General features: G+C 49.7%; 21 protein-coding genes. 9 read left to right on the top strand and 12 right to left on the bottom strand.

The window, feature by feature from the left end:
- Nucleotides 1–45 precede the first annotated feature (45 nt).
- Nucleotides 46–1,053, top strand: coding sequence for a bile acid:sodium symporter family protein (locus tag H9Q13_RS16435; RefSeq protein ID WP_191184918.1), 1,008 nt, complete (start codon nucleotides 46–48; stop codon nucleotides 1,051–1,053).
- Between the two features lie 69 nt (nucleotides 1,054–1,122).
- Here the strand turns inward: H9Q13_RS16435 and H9Q13_RS16430 are convergent, their stop codons facing one another.
- The 6 genes from H9Q13_RS16430 to hemG form a co-directional block, all read right to left on the bottom strand.
- Nucleotides 1,123–1,446, bottom strand: coding sequence for a DUF3817 domain-containing protein (locus tag H9Q13_RS16430; RefSeq protein WP_191184892.1), 324 nt, complete (start codon nucleotides 1,444–1,446; stop codon nucleotides 1,123–1,125).
- A gap of 127 nt (nucleotides 1,447–1,573) precedes the next feature.
- On the bottom strand, nucleotides 1,574–2,389 hold the full coding sequence (locus H9Q13_RS16425; RefSeq protein WP_191184891.1) for a hypothetical protein: 816 nt from the start codon (nucleotides 2,387–2,389) through the stop codon (nucleotides 1,574–1,576).
- A gap of 350 nt (nucleotides 2,390–2,739) precedes the next feature.
- Nucleotides 2,740–3,849 carry a chorismate mutase gene (locus tag H9Q13_RS16420; protein WP_224744346.1) on the bottom strand — a complete coding sequence of 370 codons (1,110 nt, stop codon included), beginning with the start codon at nucleotides 3,847–3,849 and terminating at the stop codon, nucleotides 2,740–2,742.
- 304 nt (nucleotides 3,850–4,153) lie between these two features.
- A complete protein-coding gene (locus H9Q13_RS16415; protein WP_191184890.1) occupies nucleotides 4,154–5,101 on the bottom strand; it encodes a TerC family protein in 948 nt (315 codons plus the stop codon).
- 154 nt (nucleotides 5,102–5,255) lie between these two features.
- Nucleotides 5,256–5,990: a polyprenol monophosphomannose synthase gene (locus tag H9Q13_RS16410; protein ID WP_191184889.1), complete on the bottom strand. Its 735-nt coding sequence runs from the start codon at nucleotides 5,988–5,990 to the stop codon at nucleotides 5,256–5,258.
- 13 nt (nucleotides 5,991–6,003) lie between these two features.
- A complete protein-coding gene (hemG, locus tag H9Q13_RS16405; protein ID WP_191184888.1) occupies nucleotides 6,004–7,353 on the bottom strand; it encodes a protoporphyrinogen oxidase in 1,350 nt (449 codons plus the stop codon).
- Nucleotides 7,354–7,457: 104 nt separating this feature from the next.
- On the opposite strand from hemG, the gene H9Q13_RS16400 reads away from it, so the two are divergent.
- The 4 genes from H9Q13_RS16400 to H9Q13_RS16385 all read left to right on the top strand — a co-directional run bounded on the left by H9Q13_RS16400 (nucleotide 7,458) and on the right by H9Q13_RS16385 (nucleotide 10,973).
- Nucleotides 7,458–7,976: a D-glycero-alpha-D-manno-heptose-1,7-bisphosphate 7-phosphatase gene (locus H9Q13_RS16400; protein WP_191184887.1), complete on the top strand. Its 519-nt coding sequence runs from the start codon at nucleotides 7,458–7,460 to the stop codon at nucleotides 7,974–7,976.
- A 383-nt stretch (nucleotides 7,977–8,359) separates the two neighbouring features.
- Nucleotides 8,360–8,728: a hypothetical protein gene (locus H9Q13_RS16395; RefSeq protein ID WP_191184886.1), complete on the top strand. Its 369-nt coding sequence runs from the start codon at nucleotides 8,360–8,362 to the stop codon at nucleotides 8,726–8,728.
- A gap of 703 nt (nucleotides 8,729–9,431) precedes the next feature.
- On the top strand, nucleotides 9,432–9,962 hold the full coding sequence (locus tag H9Q13_RS16390) for an NIF family HAD-type phosphatase (protein ID WP_191184885.1): 531 nt from the start codon (nucleotides 9,432–9,434) through the stop codon (nucleotides 9,960–9,962).
- Between the two features lie 96 nt (nucleotides 9,963–10,058).
- Nucleotides 10,059–10,973: a glutaminase gene (locus H9Q13_RS16385; RefSeq protein WP_191184884.1), complete on the top strand. Its 915-nt coding sequence runs from the start codon at nucleotides 10,059–10,061 to the stop codon at nucleotides 10,971–10,973.
- Nucleotides 10,974–11,395: 422 nt separating this feature from the next.
- On the opposite strand, the gene H9Q13_RS16380 is transcribed toward H9Q13_RS16385, so the two are convergent.
- Nucleotides 11,396–11,554, bottom strand: coding sequence for a hypothetical protein (locus H9Q13_RS16380; protein WP_191184883.1), 159 nt, complete (start codon nucleotides 11,552–11,554; stop codon nucleotides 11,396–11,398).
- 91 nt (nucleotides 11,555–11,645) lie between these two features.
- On the bottom strand, nucleotides 11,646–13,040 hold the full coding sequence (locus tag H9Q13_RS16375; protein ID WP_191184882.1) for a type III PLP-dependent enzyme domain-containing protein: 1,395 nt from the start codon (nucleotides 13,038–13,040) through the stop codon (nucleotides 11,646–11,648).
- A gap of 314 nt (nucleotides 13,041–13,354) precedes the next feature.
- Between H9Q13_RS16375 and rocF the strand changes: the two genes are divergently transcribed.
- From rocF to H9Q13_RS16355, 4 genes are all read left to right on the top strand, one after another.
- Nucleotides 13,355–14,326, top strand: a complete 972-nt coding sequence (rocF, locus tag H9Q13_RS16370; RefSeq protein WP_191184881.1) for an arginase — start codon at nucleotides 13,355–13,357, stop codon at nucleotides 14,324–14,326.
- Nucleotides 14,327–14,334: 8 nt separating this feature from the next.
- Nucleotides 14,335–16,125 (top strand): arginine--tRNA ligase, encoded by a 1,791-nt coding sequence (gene argS, locus H9Q13_RS16365; RefSeq protein WP_191184880.1) that lies wholly within the window; start codon nucleotides 14,335–14,337, stop codon nucleotides 16,123–16,125.
- Nucleotides 16,126–16,274: 149 nt separating this feature from the next.
- Entirely contained in the window at nucleotides 16,275–16,880 is a 606-nt protein-coding gene (locus H9Q13_RS16360) for a glutathione peroxidase (protein WP_191184879.1), read from the top strand.
- Nucleotides 16,881–16,930: 50 nt separating this feature from the next.
- Complete coding sequence (locus H9Q13_RS16355; protein ID WP_191184878.1) at nucleotides 16,931–17,866, top strand: 1,4-dihydroxy-2-naphthoate polyprenyltransferase; 936 nt, start codon at nucleotides 16,931–16,933, stop codon at nucleotides 17,864–17,866.
- 4 nt (nucleotides 17,867–17,870) lie between these two features.
- On the opposite strand, the gene pncA is transcribed toward H9Q13_RS16355, so the two are convergent.
- The 4 genes from pncA to H9Q13_RS16335 all read right to left on the bottom strand — a co-directional run bounded on the left by pncA (nucleotide 17,871) and on the right by H9Q13_RS16335 (nucleotide 23,843).
- Nucleotides 17,871–18,479 carry a bifunctional nicotinamidase/pyrazinamidase gene (pncA, locus tag H9Q13_RS16350; protein WP_191184877.1) on the bottom strand — a complete coding sequence of 203 codons (609 nt, stop codon included), beginning with the start codon at nucleotides 18,477–18,479 and terminating at the stop codon, nucleotides 17,871–17,873.
- A 95-nt stretch (nucleotides 18,480–18,574) separates the two neighbouring features.
- Nucleotides 18,575–19,288 carry a PIG-L deacetylase family protein gene (locus H9Q13_RS16345; RefSeq protein WP_191184876.1) on the bottom strand — a complete coding sequence of 238 codons (714 nt, stop codon included), beginning with the start codon at nucleotides 19,286–19,288 and terminating at the stop codon, nucleotides 18,575–18,577.
- A gap of 154 nt (nucleotides 19,289–19,442) precedes the next feature.
- Nucleotides 19,443–21,908, bottom strand: coding sequence for a TonB-dependent receptor domain-containing protein (locus H9Q13_RS16340; protein WP_191184875.1), 2,466 nt, complete (start codon nucleotides 21,906–21,908; stop codon nucleotides 19,443–19,445).
- Nucleotides 21,909–22,406: 498 nt separating this feature from the next.
- The gene (locus H9Q13_RS16335; protein ID WP_191184916.1) at nucleotides 22,407–23,843 is read right to left on the bottom strand and encodes a DEAD/DEAH box helicase; all 1,437 of its coding nucleotides are present in this window, start codon (nucleotides 23,841–23,843) and stop codon (nucleotides 22,407–22,409) included.
- Between the last annotated feature and the right edge of the window lie 237 nt (nucleotides 23,844–24,080).

The raw sequence follows: 24,080 nt of genomic DNA, 5'->3' as shown, positions 1-24,080 counted from the left end.
CGCCCCGAAAAGCAAACAGCTATACCTGACAGGAAGCCTTCAGGTATAGCACGCGTGCAAGGTCTGCTGGTTCGGGCTGGATTTGACTGGTTTCTGCTGGCCCTGATGGGCATGATCCTGCTCGCCTACCTATGGCCGGAAGGAGGACTGGACAAAGAGCCCATCTCGCTGGGTGATGTTGCCACCTATGGTGTTTCGCTGATCTTTTTCTTTTACGGTTTGCGCCTGAGTCCCGAAAAGTTGCGGGCCGGGCTGGGCAGCTGGCGGTTGCACCTGGTGGTGCAGGCGTCTACCTTTTTGCTTTTCCCTTTATTGATCATGCCGCTCCATACCTTGTTTGAGGGTACTTCCGGAGAGCTGCTGTGGCTGGGCACTTTCTACCTGGCGGCGCTTCCTTCCACGGTGTCTTCATCGGTGGTGATGGTGTCGATAGCGGGTGGTAACATACCGGCGGCTATTTTCAATGCCAGCATCTCCAGCTTGATCGGGGTGTTTGTGACACCACTTTGGATGGGACTATACCTGTCGGCGGGCTCCGGTGATTTTGATATGGGCCAGATTATGCTGAAACTGGTGCTGCAGGTACTGCTGCCTGTCACGCTGGGCATTGTGCTGCACCGCTACTGGGGTGGCTTTGCCGAGCGCAACCGCAAACAGTTACGCTTCTTTGACCAGGGTATCATTCTGCTTATCGTCTATACCTCTTTCAGTGAGTCCTTCGCCCGCGACATGTTCAGCGGGTATAGCATCGGCGACTTGTTTTTGCTGGGGCTTGGCATGATTGGGCTGTTCTTCCTGGTATACAGTATAGTGCATGTGGTGAGTCACCTGATGGGGTTTGGCCCGGAAGACAGGATAACGGCCATTTTCTGCGGTTCCAAAAAATCGTTGGTGCACGGCACCGTGATGTCGAAAGTGCTTTTACCGGATGCCAATATGGTGGGGATCATCCTGCTGCCGATCATGCTTTACCATGCGCTGCAATTGCTGGCATCCAGTGTTATCGCGCAGTCTATAGCCCGGCGTGCAGGGCTGGTTACGAAAGGCGAGTAAAAGAAAATGGGCTGCAGGTATAGCACCGCAGCCCATTTTATATTTGGCTAATAGTTGAAAGTGTTTGCGTTATGCGACCTGCCTGGCAGGCTTTTCCTTTTTCATCTCTTCTTCTTTGAGCAGGCGCTTATCCAGTATAAAAGGGCCAAACGGAAGCAAAGAAGCAAGTACAGCTGCACCGATCTTCAGAATTGACCAGCGATGCGCCAAGGTCACCTCCACTACCGACAGCATATAGAGCACAAACAGCACACCGTGCGCCCAACCTGTGTACTTCACCATTTCGGGCATACCGGCCATGTATTTGAGCGGCATCGCAAAGCCAAGCAGCAAAAGGTAAGACACGCCTTCATAAATACCGATGGTGCGCAGTCTTGAAATAGGGGTTCTCATATATTTAAGCTTAATGATGTTCTTTGGCAAAGATAGTACTTAACAGCAGAGGTATGGCAATGGTGCCATGGCAAATAAAAAAGACCGCCTTTGGGGCGGTCTTTTTTAGTATGAGGTAATTCGCTTATTAAAGTGTTGCCTCAGCAATCAGCATATCGCCAGCTTTAGCGGTCCAGTTACCGATCGGGTTCACTTTGTTGGAGTCTGCCATACGGAAAGTCACATAGAAAGTATTGCTGTAGCCTTCGGTCAGGTTTAGGCCAGCCCAATTTACAACAGCATTTCTTGTATTGTACTTCACTGCACCTGGTACCTGATCTGCTGACATCGCCACAACATCGCCTGATATGGTTGCAGAAATGCCACCCTGAAGTTTAACATTGCTGTAGGCAGTGCAGGAAGTAAGGGTGAAAGCAACTTTATATTCGGTCATGCCACCTGCAACAGGAGTAGCATATACGAGGTTAGCAGTGAGGTTAGCGCCAGTGCAGTTAGAAATGAATGTAACCGTGCTGCCTGCCGTTTGCGCCTGCATAAAATTAGCGCCGCCAGTAGGAGTGTAAAACCCTCTGAAGGTATAGCTGCCCACAACATTAGAAGTAAAATCGTGAGAAATTGATTTTACTGTACTGCTAAGGGAAGAGGTTTTCACAATTGCCCAGGTATTGTCAGGTTGTAGCTGCTCTATGCGCAGTGTGCCGGCAGTTACGTTCTCTCTAAAAGAAGCGGTGATCGTTACATTTTCGCCGACAGTTGGGGTGGCCGTTGAAATACTCAGCATTAAGCCGCCATCTACTTTTTGATTGGCATTAACAGTACCCGCCTTAGCTGCCTGTTCAGTAGAAGCACTCATGGGACCTACCTCATCCAAGTCTTTTGTGCAGCTTGTGAATGTGCCGGCTACTAAGAGTAGCGCTGTTGCAAGTGAATAAAACTTCTTCATATAATTTTCAAAAGGGTTTAGATGTGTGTTTTAATATTAGTATATAATGATTTTTTAATCTAAAGCCTATAACCTGTGTTATTGTAAAATTGTTGCAATTAATTTTAATATTCAAACATTATTATAAATATATGTACAAATAATTAACTAAAAATTATATTATTATCCAGTAGTTTTAGCATAGATTTACACTATTCCTTAAAACTGCATAGGCTTGTTTGTTGCAATAACGTGGTGAATATGAGGGCCTTATGAATTTAGTCGAAAGCAGGAAATTGTATAGCAAAAACCCCTGCTGCGACACTGTTTTGTGCTACGGCAGGGGTTTAAAATTTAAAAAAATAATTTAATCAGGAGCTCATTCCATAGTTGTAGAGGTGCGTGCGGGCATACTGGGAGCGCACTTCCTGGAAAATGGTCTCCACAAAGCGCTGGTCTATACCTGCGGTGCTGGCCTGCTGCAACAGATTTTCCAGTACCAGGTCCCAACGCACCGGATCTGGCGAAGCCGTCTGTGTGGCTTGTTTGCTGCAATCCCCGAGCTGAGCGCTCACTTTGGTGCGGCGCGACATAAGGGCCAGCAATTCGTCGTCCAGTAACTCGATCTCCTTGCGCAATTTTTCCAGCTGCGTTCCCTGTTTCCCTTTCTCCACCTGTGCGTTTTGCTGCTTCAGCGCCTGTAAGAGCATGTGCAATTCCTGCGGCATAATCTGCTGCTGGGCGTCGCTCAGTGCCGCTACCGGGTTGAAGTGGGTCTCTACCATCAAGCCGTCGTAACCCAGATCCAGGGCGCGTTGACTTACCGGGCGCAGCAGGCTCCTGCGGCCCGCTATGTGGCTGGCGTCGCAGTACATGGCCAGTTCCGGCACCAGTTTGCGCAGCTCCAGGGCGTGTTCCCACTTAGGGTGGTTACGGTACGGGGCGTTATCCAGGGTGGAAAAGCCACGGTGCATGGCGCCAAGGTCTGTAACGCCACTGTGATGCAGGCGCTCCAGGGCACCCAGCCACAGTTGCAAATCCGGGTTCACCGGGTTCTTTACGAGCACAGGTACTTGCACGCCTTTCAGGGCGTCGGCTATTTCCTGCACCAGGAAAGGGTTCACGGTGGTATGTGCCCCGATCAGCAGGATATCCACGCCCTGCTGAAGTGCCAGTTCCACCTGCCCGGCCGTGGCTACCTCGCAGGAAGTACGCAGGCCTGTTTCCTGTTTCACGGACTTGAGCCACTCCAGGCCGATAACACCCACACCCTGGAAGCTTCCAGGGCGGGTACGCGGTTTCCAGATACCGGCCCGGAAAACAGTTACGCCTTTTACCTTCTTCAGGCCTCGTGCTGTTTCTAACATTTGCTCCTCACTCTCAGCGCTGCATGGCCCTGCTATTACAACAGGGCGGTTCTTCTTAGCCAATTGGCTCTCGTGTCCGGCTAACTTCATGCTACTGTGTGCTGCTGTACTCATGGGTATGTTCATTTAACTGTATCGACTTAAAACAAAAAAGCCCCGCTTGTGGCGGGGCTCCTGTGGTAACTGTGTATGTTCTGTTTTACCTAACGCACAAAGTCTTACCGCCGGAGCCCCACCAGAGGCACCATCAGAGAATTTGTAAAAATATAGGCGTTAAATAAGATCATTGTTCTTCGTTTATTTTGCAAGTGAAGGTATAAATAATGACAAATGCAAATATTGTTGGGTGTTTTTAGTGAAAAATCTTTCGCCCCTGTTTGGACTATACCTGTTATCTCAATCAATAATCTCCTTAAAACTAAGGTATAAAGTCCGGTGGGGGCGGGAGTTCGGCTTCCTTTTTGGGAAACATGAGCGAAGCGACAATAGAGATTGTCAAAATAGCACCTACTACCAGCAGGGCGTAGCGCATATCCAGTTCGAAGAAATCGCTGACGAGCAGCTTAGCGCCGATGAACACCAGGATGAGGGATAGCCCATAATGCAGGTAATGGAAAAGCTGCATGATGCCCGCTAGTGCAAAGTAGAGCGCCCGAAGACCCAGCAAGGCAAACACGTTGGATGTATACACGATAAAAGGGTCTTTGGAAATAGCCAGGATGGCAGGTATAGAGTCGGCGGCGAACACCACATCGGTACTTTCTACCATAATGAGCACCAGGAAAAGCGGGGTTGCATACAGTTTGCCGTCCACTTTGGTGAAAAACTTGCCGCCCACAGCTGTCTTTGTGAAGCGTAGTTTCTGGCTTATCCAGACGATAAAAGGGTTTTGTTCTGGATGCAGCTCTCCGTCGTCTTTGGTGAGGGCCATTTTAATACCCGTGTAGACCAGAAAAGCACCCAGTATGTAGATGATAAAATGGAACTTGGCAATGAGGGCAACACCCACCAAGATGAAAATGCCACGCAAAACCAAAGCACCCAATATACCCCAGAACAGGATCTTGTGCTGGTACTGAAGCGGTACCTTGAAAAAGTTGAAAATCAGGATGAACACAAAGAGGTTATCGACGCTGAGGGACTTTTCGATAAGGTAGGCGGTCAGGAACTCCAGGGCAGGGGCGGGGCCTTTCCAATAGTAAATTACTGCATTGAAAATAAGCGAAAGTGCAATCCAGAAGGCGCTCCAAAGCAGCGCTTCCTTTATTTTGACCTCATGCTCCTTGCGGTGAAACACGAACAGGTCGAGTCCCAGTAGCAGCAGGATGAAGACGTTGAATATGACCCAGAAAAGTATGGTATCCATAGGCTAAAAAAGTCAAGGCGAATATACCCGATAGTGGGTACAGGCATAGCTATACCCAACTCGTAAAGTTAATTGTTTTGGCGTTGGATGTGCAGCAAAACCGAAAGAATAAATTCAGCAATTTGTTGGCAGAGCAAGACGGGCAAAATAGCTACTAATAACGGTCGAAGTGGCGGAAAATGCTGTTGACCTTCATCCGAATCACGCCCAGCACGGCCTCCTTGAATATACCCTTCGACATCTTGGACTCGCCTTTGGTGCGGTCTGTAAAAATGATGGGCACCTCCTTTATCTTAAAGCCATACTTAAAGGTGAGGAATTTCATTTCGATCTGGAAGGCGTAGCCGACGAAGCGGATCTTGTTGAGCTGGATGGTTTTGAGCACTTTGCGACGGTAGCACACAAAGCCAGCCGTCGTATCGGCGATGGGCATGCCAGTGATCAGGCGCACGTATAGGCTGGCAAACCACGACATCAGCACCCGGCTCATAGGCCAGTTCACCACGTTCACCCCCTGCACATAGCGGCTACCGATGGCCATGTCGTAACCCTCCACGGCGCAGGCATGGTATAGCTTGCTCAGGTCATCCGGGTTGTGCGAGAAGTCGGCATCCATTTCGAAGATGAATTTATAACCCATCCGCAAAGCATACTTAAAACCGTGAATGTAGGCGGTGCCCAAACCCAGCTTGCCAGTGCGTAGCTCCAGGTGCAGGCGCTCCGGGAACTCCTGCTGCAAGGCCCGAACGATATCGGCTGTGCCATCCGGTGAAGTGTCGTCCACAATGAGCAGGTCGAACGGTTGGGGCAGTGACATGACCTTGCGGATGATGGCCTCAATGTTTTCCTTTTCGTTGTAAGTCGGTATGATCACCAGCGAGTCATTCATGCCACAAATATAGCTAATCGGCTATAGTACGTGAAGAGGCCTCCGAATTAATTTTGGACGCCAGCGTTTTTGCCTCCCGCACGCAAGTGGCCACCGATACGCCCGAACGCCAGCTAGCCGAGATGAACAGGCCATCGTTTTCCAGGGTTTTAGATAGCTCATGCGCGTCTTCGATGTAGAGGTCATACTGCGGCATAGAGTGTTCCCACAGGTGCACATGCTGAAATGCGGGAGTCAAGGCCGTAATCTCATAGGTAGCGCACAATTCCTCATGCACCTGATTCAACAGTTGTTTTTCTGCTGAACGCGCATTTTCGGCAAAGCGGGCGCCTCCCACAAACGAGGTGAACATGACCTCGTGTGCCCGACAGCGGCCCTCAAAAAGCGAACTGGTCCAGATGGAGCCTGCCGTAAAAGTATCTTCCTGCCTGGGGTTCAGACCCCCAAATCCTTTCAGGCTGTGGCCGACCTCGGCTCGGTTATACACGGTATGCACCACCGCCATGGGCGGGTAGTTGATGTTCTGGAGCGCCGCTGCCATACCTGGATAAGTGAATTCCAGTAGTTCGGCGGCCTGGTGTGCCGGCAAGGCCAGCACAATTTTGTCGTACTCCTCGGTGTCATGGTCGCCGTTGGAGGCGCAGCTGATGATGAACTTGCCCTGATGCCGGGCGATGAACTCTACCTTGTGTTCGGTGTGCAGGGAGATAAGTTTGTCGGCGATGGCCTGCGGCAGGGTGTCCATTCCGTTGCGGAAAGAGAAAGCCCGCTGGAACACGCCTTTTTGCTTTTTCTGCACCAGGCCTTCCAGCACAGAGCCATACCTGGTTTCGAGTTCTTTCAGCTCCGGGAATGCCTTGCTGACCAGCAGCTGGTCCGGGTCGCCACCGTGCAGGCCACTGATAAGGGGAGCGGCCAGGTAGTCAGCGTGCTGCAGGCCGAAGCGTCGTTCAAAGAACTGGGTAATGGTCTCGTTCTCGATCTGGGCAGGCGGGACCTTCCTCTCCTGCAGGATCCTATACCTGTCTTCCCAGGAAAAGAGCTTATCGGCCAGAAAGGTTTTGGGGCAGGAGGGTACGGGCAGGTAACTGCCCTGGCGCAGCACATACCTGTTGTTATTGCGAGGCGTCAGGGGCATGACATCGCCTTCGAGTTTGAGCTCTGTTATGAGTTCGAGCAGTTGCTCGTTCATTTGCAGCACGCTGGGACCCAACTCCATGGTATAGCCCTTTTGGCGCAGTGTGCGCATGTTGCCGCCCACCTGACTGCCAGCCTCAAAAAGGTCATAGGCTATACCCAACTTCTGCAGGTTATAGGCCAGCGCCAAACCCGAAATGCCGGCTCCGATAATTGCTACTCTCATAAGGTGTAATGTAATCTACTGCGCCAAATCACACATTTGTGACGGGCAACATGCATCCTAAACGTAATAATCCTAAATTTAGCGCCTGAACCTAACAACCGACTATGCAGCAGAAGTGCGTTTTCCTGGATCGCGACGGTGTACTCAACCGCGAACGAGGAGACTATACCTATACCCTGGAAGATTTTGAAGTATTGCCGGGCGTGCCGGAAGCCCTGGCGCTTTTGAAGCAGAACGGCTACATGCTGGTTGTGGTTACAAATCAGGGAGGTATAGCCAAAGGCCTGTATAACAAAGCCGATGTAATGGCCTGCCACCAAAAGCTGCAGGATGCCTGCGGGCATTTGATTGACGCCATCTATTATGCACCCTCTCACCCCAATTATTCCGAGTCCCTGTCACGCAAGCCCGACAGCCTGATGCTGGAGCGAGCCATGGCCCGGTATGACATAGACCCCGCTCAAAGCTGGATGGTAGGCGACTCGCACCGCGATCTGGAAGCCGCCGAGAAAGTAGGAGTAAGATCAATTATAGTAGGGGATAAGTATATCCCGGGCAGCTATACCTGGCAAGTGAATGATTTGTGGGAAGCGGCGCAGGTTATTTTGCGGGAAATAGGATAAGTATAGTTTTCTGCTCTGGGCTCCATGTGAGGCTGCCAGTTCACAACAAGTACTTTCTCATCCCCAGCAGTAAGTAGCCCTAGTCATAGCATAAGCAATAGTTTTGCCTTTTTTGAAAAGGTAGAGATATGTAGAGTGCCGATCAAGACAACGGAGTCATAAACCCTTGTGACAAGCTACGCGCTGGCTAAAATCATGAGTCCGCTTGATAATTTAAAGGATAGGGCTATATTAGTAGAGCGCTATGAAAGTGAATGGTGGTGAGCCGACCGCAAAAAAAGTATACTTGAAAATGCAGCAGTATAACTCCATACATAGTGCAGATAGCAGGAGTAGGAACTCCTATTAGCAGATAGTTAGCCATCATTTAAATCATACAAAGAATGGGATTTTATGACAAGCTGTTTGGGAAACCCCAAACCCAACAAGAAAAGAGCTCAAAAAATAATGAACCTGAACATGCTGTCATTGTCAGATTTGATTATGGTATTGAAAGGCTTGAACCACTACACTCTTTAGAAGATAAGCTTGAAGAAGTAATAGGAGAAAAGGGAGTAGGTGAATATGACGGTCATGAAATCGCAGTGGACTACAGCGATGGATTTCTCTATATGTATGGTCCAAACGCAGAAATTCTTTTCAAAACTGTAAAACCAGTTCTAGCTGAAACTGAATTTATGAAAGGTGCAAAAGCAACGTTAAGGTTTGGGCCTCCAGAAGACGGGGTAAAAGAAGTTGAAGTAGAAATATAAAAAATCGTTGGCCAACAAGGTTTATACCCTATGCTTCGGCTGATTGCCTCGCACAAGGTATACCCGAGACGTTGGCCGTGATTGGGATTATTTTCAGATTTAAAAGTGGTGCGGTTTTCAGGCTTCCAAGGGCTGGGCGGCATCAAAGGCCAAAAGTCTCAGTAACCGGCTGGCAAAGAGGCAAAGGCATAAATGGAATTTTGGCCTGAAGTCTTGCCTCGGCGAAGCCGGGAGAAAGCCTCGGCTTTCGGACGGGGGCGTCCAGGCAAGACTTTGGTGGGGCGAAGTTATACTTGGGGAATGACAAAGTCAAGCATTCAACTTCGGCACAGGTGGCTCTTTGCCAGCCGGTTGCGTGGGCAGGGTGGCCCATGATTGATTAGTCTTTCTACCGATTGTGGCCAGCCCGGAGCCTGACGCCTTCGGAAACATTGCCGATACGGAGCATCAACAGTATTTCCTCCGGCTAAAGCACCACTTAGAAGTTGATTTTTAAAAGGAGAAAATAACCCAACCATGCAGGGTGCTTTCCCTAAAAAAATATAAAGAGAAAGTTCGTATTAACCCGGACAGAACAAGGGAAAACACCCTCGACCAACACCGTCCAGATGCCATTGGAGGAACCTTGCCGAGCACAGCGAGCCTCCAACGAGACACCATCTGGACTAACGTTGTGTGCAACCTCAAATAATAAAAAACGCAAGTGAGTAATAAACTTTTGATTCTTGATTTGGATGAAACGCTTATTCATGCGACTTCAATAGAATTGCCGATTAAAGAAGAATTCAAGTTTGACAAGTATTACGTGTACAAGCGACCACATCTTGATTGGTTTTTAAGAGAGATTGTACAACACTTCAAAGTAGGGATATGGTCATCGGCAGACGACATATACGTTAATGAAATTGTCAGGCAGATTATACCAGAAGGATTAGAATTCGAAATCATTTGGGGACGGAGTCGGTGCTCCTATAAAAGAGACATTGACTTTGACGAGTATTTCTACGAGAAAAGGTTAGACAAACTTAAAAAGCGTGGATTTAGATTAGAAAACATCATTATAGTGGATGACACGCCAGAGAAATCAAGAGCAAATTATGGTAATGCCGTTCATATCAAAGAATTCAATGGCGACTTGAATGATAATGAATTGAAATACCTACACGACTACTTGCTCACTCTGAAAGATATTGAAAATATAAGAACGGTAGAAAAAAGGTATTGGCGTAAATAAGAAGGCACCACACAACACTGCATACACATCATGCTGCGGCCGATGGCCTTGCACGTTGTTTATACCAACCGTTGTGTACATATCTAAAAGAATAGAATGAATTTCAAGGAAATAATTGAACAAGTATACTACAGAGTTAAGGGTACGGATGATATTGGGAAATTACCAACTTACATTCCTCAATTAGCTAATGTAGATCCGCAAAGCTTTGGAGTATATATATCAACAATCGACCAGGTTAATTTCGGGATCGGAAATTGTTATGATAAATTCTCTATTCAAAGCATAGCGAAAGTATTATCGTTAACCTTGGCTTATCAAATTCTTGGGGAGAAGGTTTGGGAAAGAGTTGGTGTAGAACCTTCCGGAACGCCGTTTAATTCTTTGGTGCAACTTGAAACTGATAACGGCATACCTAGAAATCCTTTTATAAACGCTGGTGCCATTGTGATTTCGGATATTCTTGTCAGCAATCTAAAAAACCCAAAAGAAGATTTTCTGACATTTGTTAGGAGTATTTCTAACAATTCCGACTTAAATTATTCTCCGAGGATCGCTGCATCAGAAAAGGAAATAGGTTTTAGGAACGTGGCTTTATGTAATTTTATTAAATCCTTCGGGAATATTAAAAATGACCCTTCAGAAGTACTTGATTTCTATTTTGATCTTTGCTCAATTGAAATGAATTGCAAAGAACTTTCGGAGACATTCTTATTTTTCGCAAATAATGGTCATAATATATTAGATAACACTTCGATACTAAGCAGAAGCCAGACGAAAAGGATTAATGCAATTATGCTAACTTGTGGGTTCTATGACGAATCTGGGGACTTCGCATTTAAAGTCGGGCTACCCGGTAAGAGTGGCGTTGGAGGAGGAATAATTGCAATTCACCCTAATCAATATACGATTGCCGTCTGGAGTCCTAAATTAAATAAAAAGGGAAACTCATATAAGGGCATGAGATTTTTAGAAGAATTTACAACCAAATCTGAGTTATCTATATTTTAATAATAAGAACTGTACTCAACAAATCATAACCGCAATTCCAGCTTGCTCTAGTTCACCTTCTCAAAATAGATTATCTTCCAAGCTTCAAAACACCACCGCAAAAGCTGCGGTTATAAAAGACTGTTCGTTGAAACTTATAAATCAAACCAACCCACCTGCATTCTACTTTTCTTCAAATGCACAGCAGGAAGCCCCCATACAACCAAATAAAATACACAGATTTTAAAGAAAAGAACCTCGTTCCCCTCACACAGTTAATACAGGAAAACAAACTACCTTTTACTGACCTCAGCGATTCAAAAATTGATTTTATTGTGGCAACCTCTCAGGTATGCAGACCACAAGGGCTGTCAGAAAAGACGCAAAAACAAAAAAACCGGCTCCAGGGCCGGTTTTTTTATGTCAACGGGTGATCGCGAGGCTTAACCCTTGATAGCTTCAGTTGTCTCTGCTTTGGCAGTGGCTGGGGCGTTCTGCTCCGACACCTCTACGCTGGCGTAGTTGTAGGCAGGGCAGTAGGTCTTGCAGGAAGTCATGCCCAGGACCAGGATAAATGCGCCGAATGCTGCTAATTTCTTCATGATAAAGTATTTATTATAAACGATGGTAATCCAAAAATACATTTTTTACTATAAATGCAAAACAGTATACGCAAATTTAACGACCGCAGCCTTAAATTTCGTATCCCAGTATGTTCAGCATCGACTCATAGGTCTGCTCCGGTGCAAACTGCCAGCTTTTTAACTTGCCGTCCTCATCACGATCCACTAGAATGTGCTGCGGCGAAGGAATCAGGCAATGCTTGATGCCGCCGTACCCGCTCAACTGCTCCTGGTAAGCTCCCGTATGGAAGAAACCGATGTAAAGCGGCTCCTGTTTCGGGGCTTTCGGCAGGAATACCTGGAAGGAGTGCATCTCCGAGTTGTAGTAATCCTGGCTGTCGCAGGTCATACCCCCTAGCTGTATCTTACGGTACTCCTTGTCCCAATGGTTGACGGCCAACAGCGGCCAGCGCTGGTTCAAAGCCCAGGCATCCGGCAGGTTGGTGATAAACGAACCATCGATCATGTACCACAGTTCCTTATCGTTCTGGAGTTTCTCATCCAATATAGAGTAAATGTTGGCCGCGCTTTCTCCTACCGTGAAAATACCGAACTCCGTGAAAATATTCGGCTCCGGCACGCCTTCCTCTTTGCAGATTCGCTTGATCGTGCGCAGGATCTCTTCGGTCATGTACTGGTAATTGTAGTCCGCCTGAATAGAGGTCTTGATCGGGAAGCCACCGCCGATGTCGATCGTGTCTAGCTCCGGGCATACTTTTTTGAGTTCGCAGTATTTGTGCACAAAGCGGCTTAGCTCCGACCAATAGTAGGAGGTGTCTTTTATACCTGTGTTGATGAAGTAGTGCAGCATTTTCAGCTCGAAACGGTCGTCCGGCTTTATCTGCTGCTCATACAGGTCTATCACGTCGCTGTAGCGCACACCCAGGCGGGAGGTATAGAACTCAAACTTTGGCTCTTCGTCCGAGGCCAGGCGCATACCTACCTTGGTCTTCTCCTTGACGTGCTCTTTGTAGTATTCAATCTCGCCCAGGTGGTCAAGTATCGGCATGCAGTTCACAAAACCGTCGTTGATCAGCTCCGTGATCCACTGGCGGTAACGCTCGCGCTTAAAACCGTTGCAAACGATGTAGGTGTTTTTGTTGATCTTGCCCTTTTTGTAGAGCGATCGCACGATCTGCATATCGTAACCAGAAGAGGTTTCGATGTGAATGTCGTTTTTGAGCGCCTCTTCCATCACAAAAGAGAAATGCGAGGCTTTGGTGCAGTAGCAATAGGTATAAGTGCCCTGGTAGTCGAGCTTCTGGATGGCGTCGTTGAACAAACGTTTCGCCTTTTGAATCTGCGAACTAATCTTGGGCAGGTATGTTAATTTTAAAGGAGTGCCGTACTGTTTGATCAGGTCCATCAGCGGAATGCCGTTGAAGTACAACTCGTTGTTCTCCACGGTAAATTCATCTGTCGGAAAGTCAAAGGTTTGGTGAATCAGGTCGGTGTATTTATCCATTCTGGTGCTTGTGGGCTTAAGAAAACATGCAATATTGTTCGTTATTTACCATCTTTGCAAAAACTTTGTTTAAATTATAGGAAACGTTCAGTAAATTATTCCTATCACGCTCTTTGGAGCGGGAAAATAATTTGGAGGGATGTGCGCTTGAGCACGAGTATCATCCCCATGCCCCTTCAAAGGGGAACACTCAATATGCATACATTTTAAATATCTTGTATTATTGAGGAAAGTCCCCCTTTGAAGGGGGCAGGGGGATGAAAAGCTAGGAAAGAAAATCACTACCTGAACGTTTCAGGAACTTACCAATACCTATGAAAAAGATTAAACTGATAGAAGTACGCTCAGAGCTAGGCGCAGGTACTCGCGGTGCGAGTATGGGGGTCGATGCGCTGCGGGTGGCCTGTTGGGACAAGGGGTGTGATTATTTCAAGCGTTTCAACTCTGTCAGCGTACCCGACCTCAACTATACCCTGTTCGACAAGGACCTGTTCCCGAACGCCCATCGTATCGACAGCATCCTGACCGTGCAGAAAAACATTGCCAACGCTGTGGAGCAGACTCTTGGCCTCGATATGTTCCCGTTGGTGCTTTCGGGTGACCACTCCAATGCCCACGGCACCATAGCAGGTATAAAAGCCGCTTACCCGGACAAGACACTGGGTGTGATCTGGGTAGACGCACACGCCGACATCCACTCGCCGTATACCTCGCCTTCGGGCAACGTGCACGGCATGCCGCTGGCCATGGCGCTTAACATCGATAACCTGGACCGCCAAATAAACGACCCGGCTCCCGAAACCGTTTTCTTCTGGAACTCGCTCAAAAAACTGGGCTATGACGGCCCGAAGCTAAAGCCGGAGCACCTGGTTTACATTGTGGTGCGCGACACCGAGGAGCCGGAAGACTACCTGATGGCCAAGCACGGCATCAAGAACTTTACCTACGCCGAACTAACCCAGAAAGGACCAGAACAGATAGCAGCCGAAGCACTGGACCGTTTAAAAGACTGCGATATCATCTATGTTTCATTTGATGTAGACAGCCTCGACTCAAAGTTCTCGAAAGGGACGGGCACACCGGTTGCAATTGGCCTGACCGTGGAGGAAGCCAAAGTACTGAACTACCACCTGCTACAGGACCCGCGCATTGTGTGCTACGAAATGACCGAGATCAACCCGACGCTCGACACTGAAAATACCATGGCCGAAAACGCCTTCGACATACTGGAGACCGCCACCGACGCCATTTTACACCGGGAATTTAATAAAACAGCTATACATTAATCTACTTAATGCAACTTCAAAACGCCATCAGCCAGCGCATCAGCCAAGCTTTGGAGGCTTTGTTCGGCCTTACCGTTGACGCTTCTGCCATCAGCCTGCAGCCAACCCGCAAGGAGTTTGCCGGCAGCTTCACGTTTGTTACGTTTCCCTATACCAAGCAGGCCGGCAAAGGCCCCGAGCAGATCGGCGAGGCGCTGGGTGCCTACTTGAAAGAGAACGCCGCCGAAGTGAAGAACTACAACGTGGTAAAAGGCTTTCTGAACCTCGAGATTGAGGAAGAGGTATGGATGCGCCTGTTCCGCGAGCTGATGACCAACCCAAGCCATGGCCAGGCAAGCGATTCGGGTAAGAAAGTGATGGTAGAATACTCATCGCCAAACACGAACAAACCGCTGCACCTGGGCCACCTGCGCAATAACTTCCTGGGTTATTCTGTGTCGGAGATCATGAAAGCCAACGGGCATGACGTGATGAAGGCGAATCTGGTGAACGACCGCGGCATCCATATCTGCAAGTCCATGCTGGCTTACCAGAAGATGGGCAACGGCGAGACACCTGAGAGCAGCGGCATCAAAGGAGACCACCTGGCGGGCAAGTACTATGTGCTCTTCGACAAGGCTTACAAAGAGCAGATCGACGAGCTGGTAGCGCAAGGGATGGACAAAGAGGAAGCCAAGAAGAAGGCTCCGCTGATATTGGAAGCCCAAACCATGCTGCAAAAATGGGAGCAGGGCGACGAAGAAGTAGTGTCGCTTTGGAAAACCATGAACGGCTGGGTATACGAAGGCTTCGATGCCACTTACCGCAATATTGGTGTGGACTTCGACAAGTTCTATTACGAATCTGAGACCTATACCTTAGGCAAGGAGCGTGTGGAAGAAGGCCTGCAAAAAGGCGTGTTCTTCAAGAAACCGGACGGCTCCGTATGGGTTGACCTGACCGAGGAAGGCCTGGATGAGAAACTGTTGCTGCGTTCGGACGGAACCTCGGTATACATCACCCAAGACATGGGTACGGCAGAGTTGAAGTACAACGACTTCCCTTACGATCAGTCCATCTATGTGGTGGCTGACGAGCAGAATTACCATTTCCAGGTGCTCAAGGCGGTGCTCAAAAAACTGGGCAAGCCATACGCCGAAGGCATCTATCACCTGTCTTACGGCATGGTAGACCTGCCGTCGGGCAAAATGAAATCAAGAGAAGGCACCGTGGTGGATGCCGACGAACTGGTGCAGGAGATGGTTGACACGGCCCGTCAGCAAACCGAAGAATTGGGCAAGATCGAAGGCTTTACCCCGGAAGAGGCGCAGAAGCTGTACCATACCCTGGCGATGGGCGCCCTGAAGTACTTCCTGTTGAAAGTGGACCCGAAGAAGCGCATGCTCTTCAATCCGCAGGAGTCAATAGACTTCCGTGGCAACACGGGTCCATTTGTGCAATATACCCATGCCCGTATCTCCGCTATCCTGCGCAAGGCCAGCGAACTGGGTATAGCCGTGGACGCCGCTTCGTTCGGTGATTTGAACAACTTGCATGAATCCGAGCAGGAAGTAATAGCTTTATTGGTGAGTTACCCGGAGGTAGTACAGGAAGCTGGTAAATTATATGCCCCATCTGTGATTGCCAATTACGCCTACGAACTGGCCAAAGCCTACAACCGTTTCTACCAGGAGATCTCGATCTTCAATGAAACCGATGAGCAGGCCCGTCGCTTCCGCATTGCCCTGTCTGCCATGGTAGCCCGCTTCGTGCGCGAGAGCATGAGCCTGCTAGGTATAGAAGTGCCGGAGCGGATGTAGAGCGTTGGGATTAATATGGCCTGCAGAAGTAGGTCATCCCCCGGCCCCCTTCAAAGGGGGACTTTGCGGTGAACGATTGATAGCAAGTACAAACAAATGCCAGTACCAGCGGTTAAGCCGCAAATACTTATACCTTAACAAAACTAAACATGAAGCGCATCGCACAACTTTTGACCCTGGGACTGATAACAGGCCTGACAGCAGCCTGCTCCGGCGGAGCTAACACTGCTAATTCAACAACTGATAAAACTGACAAGATGGCAACGGAGGCAATCCAGCCTGCACAGGCAAACAGCTTTCACGCGTTTAAGGTAAGCAGCCTGGACGGGCAGGAAGTTGATTTGTCGAAGTACAAGGGTAAGAAAGTGCTGGTGGTGAATACTGCTTCGGAATGCGGCTACACCCCGCAATACGCCGACCTGCAGAAACTGCACGAAACGCATGGCGACAAAGTGGTTGTATTGGGCTTTCCGGCAAACAACTTTGGCGGCCAAGAGCCGGGTTCAGAAGAGGAGATCGCGGCCTTCTGCCAAAAGAACTATGGCGTGACCTTCCAGATGATGGAAAAGGTATCGGTGAAAGGCGAGGACCAGCATCCGCTGTACCAGTGGCTTGCTAAGAATAGCCCAAACAACGAAGAGCCGGCCTGGAACTTCAGCAAGTACCTGATCGACGAGAACGGCAAAGTAGTCGCTTTCTATCCGTCCAAAGTGAAGCCGATGGGAGAGGAGATCCTGACGGCGATTCAGAAGTAATGTGCTAAGGTATAGCCTCGGTCGCTATACCTTTAAATATCAACCATACATTGAACAAAACGCAACACATCCCGCAGAATCCAGGTCTGGTAAAGGCCTGGATTTCCGCTTTTAGGCCACGCACGCTGCCCTTGGCTTTTTCCTGTATCGGCATGGGCGGTTTTATGGCCGCTGCACACGGCAGCTTCAATGCAACCGTTGTAGGCCTTTGCGTGCTGACTACGCTCTTTCTGCAGATACTTTCTAACCTGGCCAACGACTACGGCGACTCCCTGCATGGTGCAGACAGTGAGCACCGGGAAGGACCGAAGCGTGCCGTGCAGGCGGGTCACATCAAGGCTGCGCACATGAAAAAAGGGATGGCTGTGTTCAGTTTGCTGTCGCTGGTGTCGGGTTTACTGCTGCTGTGGGTGGCTTTCGGCACGGAGGGGCTATACCTGTTCCTGATCTTCTTGGGGCTTGGGCTGGCGTCGATCTGGGCGGCCATCAATTATACGGCAGGCTCTAAACCCTATGGCTACGCTGGTTTAGGAGATATCTTCGTGTTTGTGTTTTTTGGGCTGGTCGGTGTGCTGGGTACTTACTTTCTGCAGGCGCAGTCGCTGCCGGCGCTGGTGATTCTGCCTGCTCTGGTTTGCGGCTTCTTCTCGACGGCGGTGCTCAACGTGAACAACATCCGTGACATGAAGTCGGATGTGCTGGCAGGCAAGCGCTCTATACCTGTACGGCTCGGGCCAGTGCGGGCACGTATCTACCATACTTCCTTATTGGCAGGAGGGGTGCTGAGTGCAGTGGCTTATGTGCTGTTTAACTTTTACAGCCCTTGGCAATTTCTGTTTGTGCTGGCAGTGCCGCTGGTTATAGTCAACGGCGTTAAGGTATGGCAGAAGCAAACACCCGCCGAACTCGATCCCTACCTGAAACAAATGGCCATCACGACCATGCTTTTTGTGCTGCTCTTCGGCATAGGCCAGGTGGCAGGCTGAGCACTCATAACAGTTCGCTGCTCCGGATGATTTTTGCGCCTCTGGCCAGCAGATCGGCACGGGCCGCGTCATACCCTTCCGGACTGATGGGGCGGGTGGCGTCTTCTATCAGGTACGTCTCAAAACCCTCTGACAGTGCATCTTTCGCAGAGTAGTACACACAGTAGTCGGCTGCAAGCCCTACCAGGTATAGCTGTGTCACGCCTTTACCCCGCAGGTAGTCTGCCAAGCCAGTGGACTTCAGCCGTCCGTTATCATAGAAACCGCTGTAGCTGTCTATCTCGGGGTTGGTACCTTTTCTGAATATAGCCTCCATTTTATTCGTGGCCAGTGCCGGGGCGAGTGCGGCTCCCGGTGTGCCTTGCAAACAGTGGTTCGGCCAAAGCACTTGCGGCAAGCCAAGCAGTTCGGTCATCTCAAAGGGCTTTTTACCCTGGTGGTTAGAAGCGAAGCTTTTGTGGTTGGCGGGGTGCCAGTCCTGGGTGGCCACCACCAGGTCAAAGCGCTGTTGCAACTGGTTCACGACAGGTATAATCTGATCTCCCTCAGGTACGGCAAGTGAACCTCCGGGAAGAAAGTCGTTCTGGATGTCGATCAGGAGGAGTGCTTTCATATAATCATGTTCAGGTACGGCAAGGTATAGGTATAGGGTGACTTATGCAAAGCCATGCTCTCTATGCCTGCTCAGAGGCTTATACCTGTTTGGGCTCACAATTCGTCTGTCAGGTTGGCCAAAGGTGGTTTATGGTCCTCGCCGTAAATCTCAAAATAGACCTTGTCGCCAATGGACTCCACCACGCCCGCCTGCTTAATCACATCCTGGTACGTTTTATAGCAGCTGAGTGCTTTTTTCATCATCTCAATGTCTTCCCCGCGCAATTGGACTTCGCAATCGATGAGGCTGGGGGCGCTGTGTTTCATTATGAAGGTGCCATGCTGCAAAGGCTGCTCGGTTTTGTTCGGCAAGGTGAGGAAGGCAAGTCGCTTCAGGTAGTCCGCACCGCCATCGCGCATTTCCAGGTATAGCCGCTTAATCACCGCGTGCATTACCAGGTGGTCGTGAAAGCCGCTTACGCCATGCACCGGGTACGACACGATTAGCTGCGGCTCGATCTGCCGGATGTGTGCCCTGACCACCTTCTCAATCTCACGCGGGTCCATTTCGGCCAGCCCATTGTCGGGCAGGTCGAGTACGGTCATGCCAGAAAGACCCAATGTGCGTTCCACCGCCAGCATTTCCTTATACCTGATTTCGCCCATTTCTTCCACGCTCAGCCCCATCTCGTGGCGAACCTTCGTAGCGCCGCCTCTGGTAAGCGTGAGCAGGTATACCTGGTGGCCTTGTTCGAGTTGTTGCCACATAACCGGGACTGGCCCAAAGGATTCGTCGTCGGGGTGGGGGAAGATGTAGAGAATGCGCATGATAGAGGTCTGGTTAAGTTCAGGTACTTAAACGCAGGATTGCGCTACTACGGTTTGGCCGGTTCCAGCAAGCGGCACCATGGCGAAACCCCTAAAAAGACCAAAAGCCACCTTTAAGGCGGCTCCCGGTAGCTAAACCTAACAAATTCTTTATTTAATTTCCTCCACCATTTCCGCCTTGCTGTTCGCCGGCTTTCATGTCATCATTCTTGATGCCGCGCTTTTTGCGGGCAATGTCACCCTTCAATTGGCCAAAACGGTAGTTGAAGCCCAGGCTGTAGCGGCGCATCAAATAAATGGACTCCTGATTCTGGGTGAAGCGCGGGTCATTGATCTCGTTGAGGACGCGACGGTTTTTTTGGAACGGACTGTTCACCGAGAAACTGATGCTGGCTTTGTTGTCTTTGAGGAACTGCTTGTTAATGGAAATACTGTTCCAGACATAGCCTGCAGAACGGCCCTGCAGCAATATGCGCGAAGAGTAGTAGCCCAGGTTTCCGCTTGCACGCCAACCTTTCTCGAAGCGGTAGCTGGAGTAACCATAAATACTGTAGGTAAAGCCCTCGTTGTTCTGAGGCAGCCCGTTGATCATGCTGGTAAGCTTCACATAATTGGTGCTGCTGCTTAGGTTAATGCTCAACTTCTTAAACAGGGTCGTGTTTCCGCTCAATGAGAAGCCGTAGGTCTGGTTGCGGCCAATGTTGCCATAGGTCGTGCGTGCCACAGTGTCAGCCCCCAGGGTGGTATAGCCCTGAATGGAGTTGTTCGTGTAATTGTGGAAGATACTGGCGTTGACGGAAGTGCCTTTCATAAATGTGCTGTAAGCCAGATTGAACACATTGTTGGTTGCCGGGGTCAGTTTCGGGTTGCCGTAGCTGATATTGCGCGGGTCAGTCTGGTTCACGTAAGGGTTCAGGAAATAAAGGCTCGGGCGCTCGATTCGTTGGGTATAGGACAGGCGCATGGTGCTGGTGCCTTTAAGCTTGCGCGACAGCGTGACGTTCGGGATCAGGTTCAAGTAATCCGGAATGGCTATGGGCGTGGCGGACCTGAAGTTGGCGTCGATTTTGGTCTCTTCCAAACGTAGGCCGGTCTTCAGTCCCCAATCCCCCTTTTTGAGGCTGAGAGAGGTATAGGCCGCATAGATATCCTGCCGGTAGTCAAAATTGTTGCTCAGGCTAGGGTCCAACACAAATTCGCCGGTCTCCGTGTGTTGGGTCTTGTAGAAATAGTCGCTGCTGTTGAGGCGCATGATCGTCTTGACGCCTAGCTCCAGCGTTTGCTTGTGGATGGGCTGCACATAGTCCGCCTGCACGGTATGCTCTATAGAGTGGCCCTCGTTGTCGGTTTGGCTTACCTGCCCATCGTAGTTGAGCAGCGGCTGTATGGTGAAATCAGTACCGTTCCCGTTTCCGTTGCTGCTTAGTTTGTAGGAAAGCGTGAACAACTGGTCTTTGTTTCTTTTGAAAGTGCGCTGGTAGTCTGCGCCAAAATCGCTGCCCTGCCAGCGGAAAGTGCCTTGGTTCAGACGTCGGTAGGCCTGGGCCAGGTTACCGGAGGCGTGGTATAAATCCACCTGCTGCCTCAGGCTGTTGGAGCCTGTGTTCAGGTTCATGCTGAAATTGGCTGTAAACAGGTTGAGCGTGTCCAGCTCGTAGCTGAACTCCCCGCTGGCGTATTGAAAGGTGTTTCTGCTAGTGCTCTCTCCGGTCTGCTCCAGCGTAGTCTGGAAAATTCTGTCTTCCCTGAACAGGTTGCTGCTGTTGGCCGGACTGAAGTAGCTGCCCCTGCCGAAATAGCCTGAGAAGCCGGCTTTGCCAGCCTTTACCGTTAAGTAGCCACCTATGTTTGAGCCTTTGGGGGTGCTGGCCTGCAGGTTGACGGAGCCGTTGTAGCCGCCTATGTTCTTTTTATGAGTTATGATATTGATGATGCCGCCCACGCCCTCGGCCTCATACTTGGAAGGCGGGTTGGTGATTACCTCGATGTTCTTGATCGTGCCGGCCGGCATGCTGCGGAACACGTCTTTCGGGCTGCGCAAAAACAACGATGAGGTTTTGCCATTGATGAGCACCCGGTAATTACTATTGCCATTCAGCGTGATGTTGTCTTCTGCGTCCACCATCAGCAGCGGCACTTTGCGCAGCATATCCAGCGCAGTCATGGTCTGGCTCTCCGGGTCGGCGTCAACGTGATAGGTAATCTTGTCGATGTCCTGCTCTACTAACAGCTTTTCGGTTACGACCTGCACTTCCTTCAGCTGGTTTGCCGACGAGACAAGCAGTAGCTTGCCCAAGTCAAGAGTAGAGGAGGTAATGGAGGGTAGTGGCAGTACCTTTGTTTTATAGCCCACATAGGAGAGCACTAACTGGTACTGTTTTTCGGGAAGCCCTGTTAGTTCAAAGGAGCCGTTCTCTTTTGTGAAGGTGCTTTTGATGGCCTGATTTTTCCCGGCTTCCTGCACGACAACGGTTACGTAACCAAGCGTGGCCTGGCTGGCTGAGTCTGCCACCGTGCCTTTTATGGTGCGTGACAAGGTATGGGCAGGACCCGAAGTCTGCGCAAAGGGTGCCGTAAATGCCAGGCAACACAGCAGTGCCAGCAATAGAGTTTGTTTCATGTAGTAGTGGTTACTGGTTGCGGCATCCTACATGGCCCACACAGCTGCACAACATGCTGCTTTGCGTTTTGCCATCGCCTGAACAAGGCACTGAATCTAGCACTGTGTATGGAATACTGGGTAATCCTGATGGGTCAAGGCCAGGCTTAACCTATGTGAATTAAAAAGTATTATATTAGCAGGCTTTTTCCTGGGATGAAAATCTTTACAGGTAAGTGTATAAGAATTTGTGCCAATATATGACAGAAAAGATTATATAGAAAATATTAAATTGATTTTAACTCAGTATTATTTTTAATATACTGAGTTTCAGTGCGATTTTAAATAAGAAGGTTTTAGACTGATAGGAGGGAGACTCACTTCACTGGAATCGGTGCTAAGTAAGGCATACATAGGAGTGGTGATGGGATTGCCCAACTAGCTGCATTGGAGTATGTGAAGTTGACACAGTGTAATAAAAAAGAGCCGCTCCAATGGGGGCGGCTCTTACACTTTATCTTAGCTGTTATCCTGCGGTACCGGCTGGCTGCTGCCTTGTGCATTGGAATTGCCAGGCTTGTTCCGGTTGCGGTTTTTATTCCGGTTTCGGCTTTTGTTGCGGTTCGGTTTGTGCTCACCTTCCTGCCCTTCGGCCCTTGGGGCTCTTTCTCCCTCGGGGCGTGGGTTGGCTAACTTCACAGGTCGGTCGCCCCCCTCTCTGCGAGGAGCTGATGTGCCCTCCGGTTTGGGGCCTCTGCGGCGGTTACGGTCTTTGCTGCCACCTTCGCTGGCACGTCCGCCGCCTGATCTGCCTCCTCCTTGTCTGCCACCGCCTTTTCCGCCTCTTCCGAAATCGCGACGGGTCGGGTCAAATACTGGAGCCGGACCGAAGCCCTCCGGAAGCGCCAGTTTTGGCAAGTCACGCTCTATGAGTTGCTCTACCTTGCGTACACGGTACATGTCGTTCTCGTTCACAAACGTGATGGCCATACCTGTGGATGCGGCACGGGCTGTACGGCCTACACGGTGCACATAATCCTCTGCATCCTGTGGCATGTCAAAATTTACCACGTGGCTCAGACTGTCGATGTCTATACCTCTGGATAGGATGTCGGTTGCGACAAGTATCTGGTACTTCTTGTTTTTAAAGCCCTGCAAAGCCTTCTCGCGTTCCTCCTGCGTCAGGTCCGACATAATGCCTTCGGCCCCAAAACCCATCTTTTGCAGAGAGCGCACAATCTGATTCACGTTGGATTTGCGAGAGGTAAAGATGATCATGTTAGACACCTCCAGTTCACGGATCAAATGCTCCAGTAACGGCAGCTTCTGGTTGTCGTAGGTCAGGTAGAGGCGCTGGTCAATTCCTTCAGCTGGTTTTGAAATGGCCAGGTTGATTTCTGACGGCTCCTGCAATATCTGCTGGGCGAGTTCACGAATCTTCTTTGGCATAGTGGCCGAGAAAAGCAGCGTCTGGCGTTTGGCAGGGAGGGAACGCACGATCTTCAGGATATCATCCATAAAGCCCATGTCTAGCATTTTGTCGGCCTCGTCCAGCACCAGGTACTGCAGTTGGTCTAGTTTCACATAGCCCAGTGCCATATGCGACATCAGGCGGCCTGGTGTCGCAATAATAATGTCGGCCCCGCTGGTGAGGGCGCGTTTTTGCTGCTCCCACTCATCGCCCTTGCTTCCGCCATAGATGGCAATGGAGCTGACAGGTGCAAAATAACCCAGTCCTTCTACCTGCTCGTCAATCTGCTTGGCCAGTTCACGGGTAGGCACCAAGATGAGTGTGCTGGTGAAGCCAAAGTTAGCATGTGAAATGCGGTCAATGAGCGGCAACAAATACGCTGCGGTCTTGCCTGTTCCGGTTTGGGCGCACGCTATTATGTCTTTGCGCTCCAGTATCAGTGGTATGGCTTGCTGCTGCACCGGCGTTGGGGTATTGTACCCCATTGACTCGATTCCGGTGATTACATCGTCGTGTAAGTTGAATGAACGAAAATCCAAAGTTATCTCCTTAAAATTATTTTTATGGCCTGGCGGCCTCTAATCCGCATTTATTGTGGTAAAGATACGATTTTTATACCTTATTTAAGAAAAATTTAAAAGTTGATGTTATTTATATTGAAAATTATATTAATATTGCATCGGCTTAAGGGAGATAATTGTAGTAATCTCTTATAAAGTTGA

Source organism: Pontibacter aquaedesilientis, assembly GCF_014773225.1.
GTDB classification, from domain to species: domain Bacteria; phylum Bacteroidota; class Bacteroidia; order Cytophagales; family Hymenobacteraceae; genus Pontibacter; species Pontibacter aquaedesilientis.
The sequence above is the reverse complement of the archived record's forward strand: the minus strand, read 5'-3'. Positions and strand labels throughout refer to the sequence as shown.

What these genes read in the sequence shown, in the direction of transcription:
- argS (WP_191184880.1), top strand. Translation starts at nt 14,335, where the DNA reads ATGCAACTTCAAAACGCCATCAGCCAGCGCATCAGCCAAGCTTTGGAG.
- H9Q13_RS16425 (WP_191184891.1), bottom strand. Translation starts at nt 2,389, where the DNA reads ATGAAGAAGTTTTATTCACTTGCAACAGCGCTACTCTTAGTAGCCGGC.
- rocF (WP_191184881.1), top strand. Translation starts at nt 13,355, where the DNA reads ATGAAAAAGATTAAACTGATAGAAGTACGCTCAGAGCTAGGCGCAGGT.
- H9Q13_RS16400 (WP_191184887.1), top strand. Translation starts at nt 7,458, where the DNA reads ATGCAGCAGAAGTGCGTTTTCCTGGATCGCGACGGTGTACTCAACCGC.
- H9Q13_RS16420 (WP_224744346.1), bottom strand. Translation starts at nt 3,849, where the DNA reads ATGAGTACAGCAGCACACAGTAGCATGAAGTTAGCCGGACACGAGAGC.
- H9Q13_RS16335 (WP_191184916.1), bottom strand. Translation starts at nt 23,843, where the DNA reads ATGGGGTACAATACCCCAACGCCGGTGCAGCAGCAAGCCATACCACTG.
- hemG (WP_191184888.1), bottom strand. Translation starts at nt 7,353, where the DNA reads ATGAGAGTAGCAATTATCGGAGCCGGCATTTCGGGTTTGGCGCTGGCC.
- H9Q13_RS16375 (WP_191184882.1), bottom strand. Translation starts at nt 13,040, where the DNA reads ATGGATAAATACACCGACCTGATTCACCAAACCTTTGACTTTCCGACA.
- H9Q13_RS16410 (WP_191184889.1), bottom strand. Translation starts at nt 5,990, where the DNA reads ATGAATGACTCGCTGGTGATCATACCGACTTACAACGAAAAGGAAAAC.
- H9Q13_RS16380 (WP_191184883.1), bottom strand. Translation starts at nt 11,554, where the DNA reads ATGAAGAAATTAGCAGCATTCGGCGCATTTATCCTGGTCCTGGGCATG.
- H9Q13_RS16415 (WP_191184890.1), bottom strand. Translation starts at nt 5,101, where the DNA reads ATGGATACCATACTTTTCTGGGTCATATTCAACGTCTTCATCCTGCTG.
- H9Q13_RS16360 (WP_191184879.1), top strand. Translation starts at nt 16,275, where the DNA reads ATGAAGCGCATCGCACAACTTTTGACCCTGGGACTGATAACAGGCCTG.
- H9Q13_RS16340 (WP_191184875.1), bottom strand. Translation starts at nt 21,908, where the DNA reads ATGAAACAAACTCTATTGCTGGCACTGCTGTGTTGCCTGGCATTTACG.
- H9Q13_RS16345 (WP_191184876.1), bottom strand. Translation starts at nt 19,288, where the DNA reads ATGCGCATTCTCTACATCTTCCCCCACCCCGACGACGAATCCTTTGGG.
- pncA (WP_191184877.1), bottom strand. Translation starts at nt 18,479, where the DNA reads ATGAAAGCACTCCTCCTGATCGACATCCAGAACGACTTTCTTCCCGGA.
- H9Q13_RS16430 (WP_191184892.1), bottom strand. Translation starts at nt 1,446, where the DNA reads ATGAGAACCCCTATTTCAAGACTGCGCACCATCGGTATTTATGAAGGC.
- H9Q13_RS16385 (WP_191184884.1), top strand. Translation starts at nt 10,059, where the DNA reads ATGAATTTCAAGGAAATAATTGAACAAGTATACTACAGAGTTAAGGGT.
- H9Q13_RS16395 (WP_191184886.1), top strand. Translation starts at nt 8,360, where the DNA reads ATGGGATTTTATGACAAGCTGTTTGGGAAACCCCAAACCCAACAAGAA.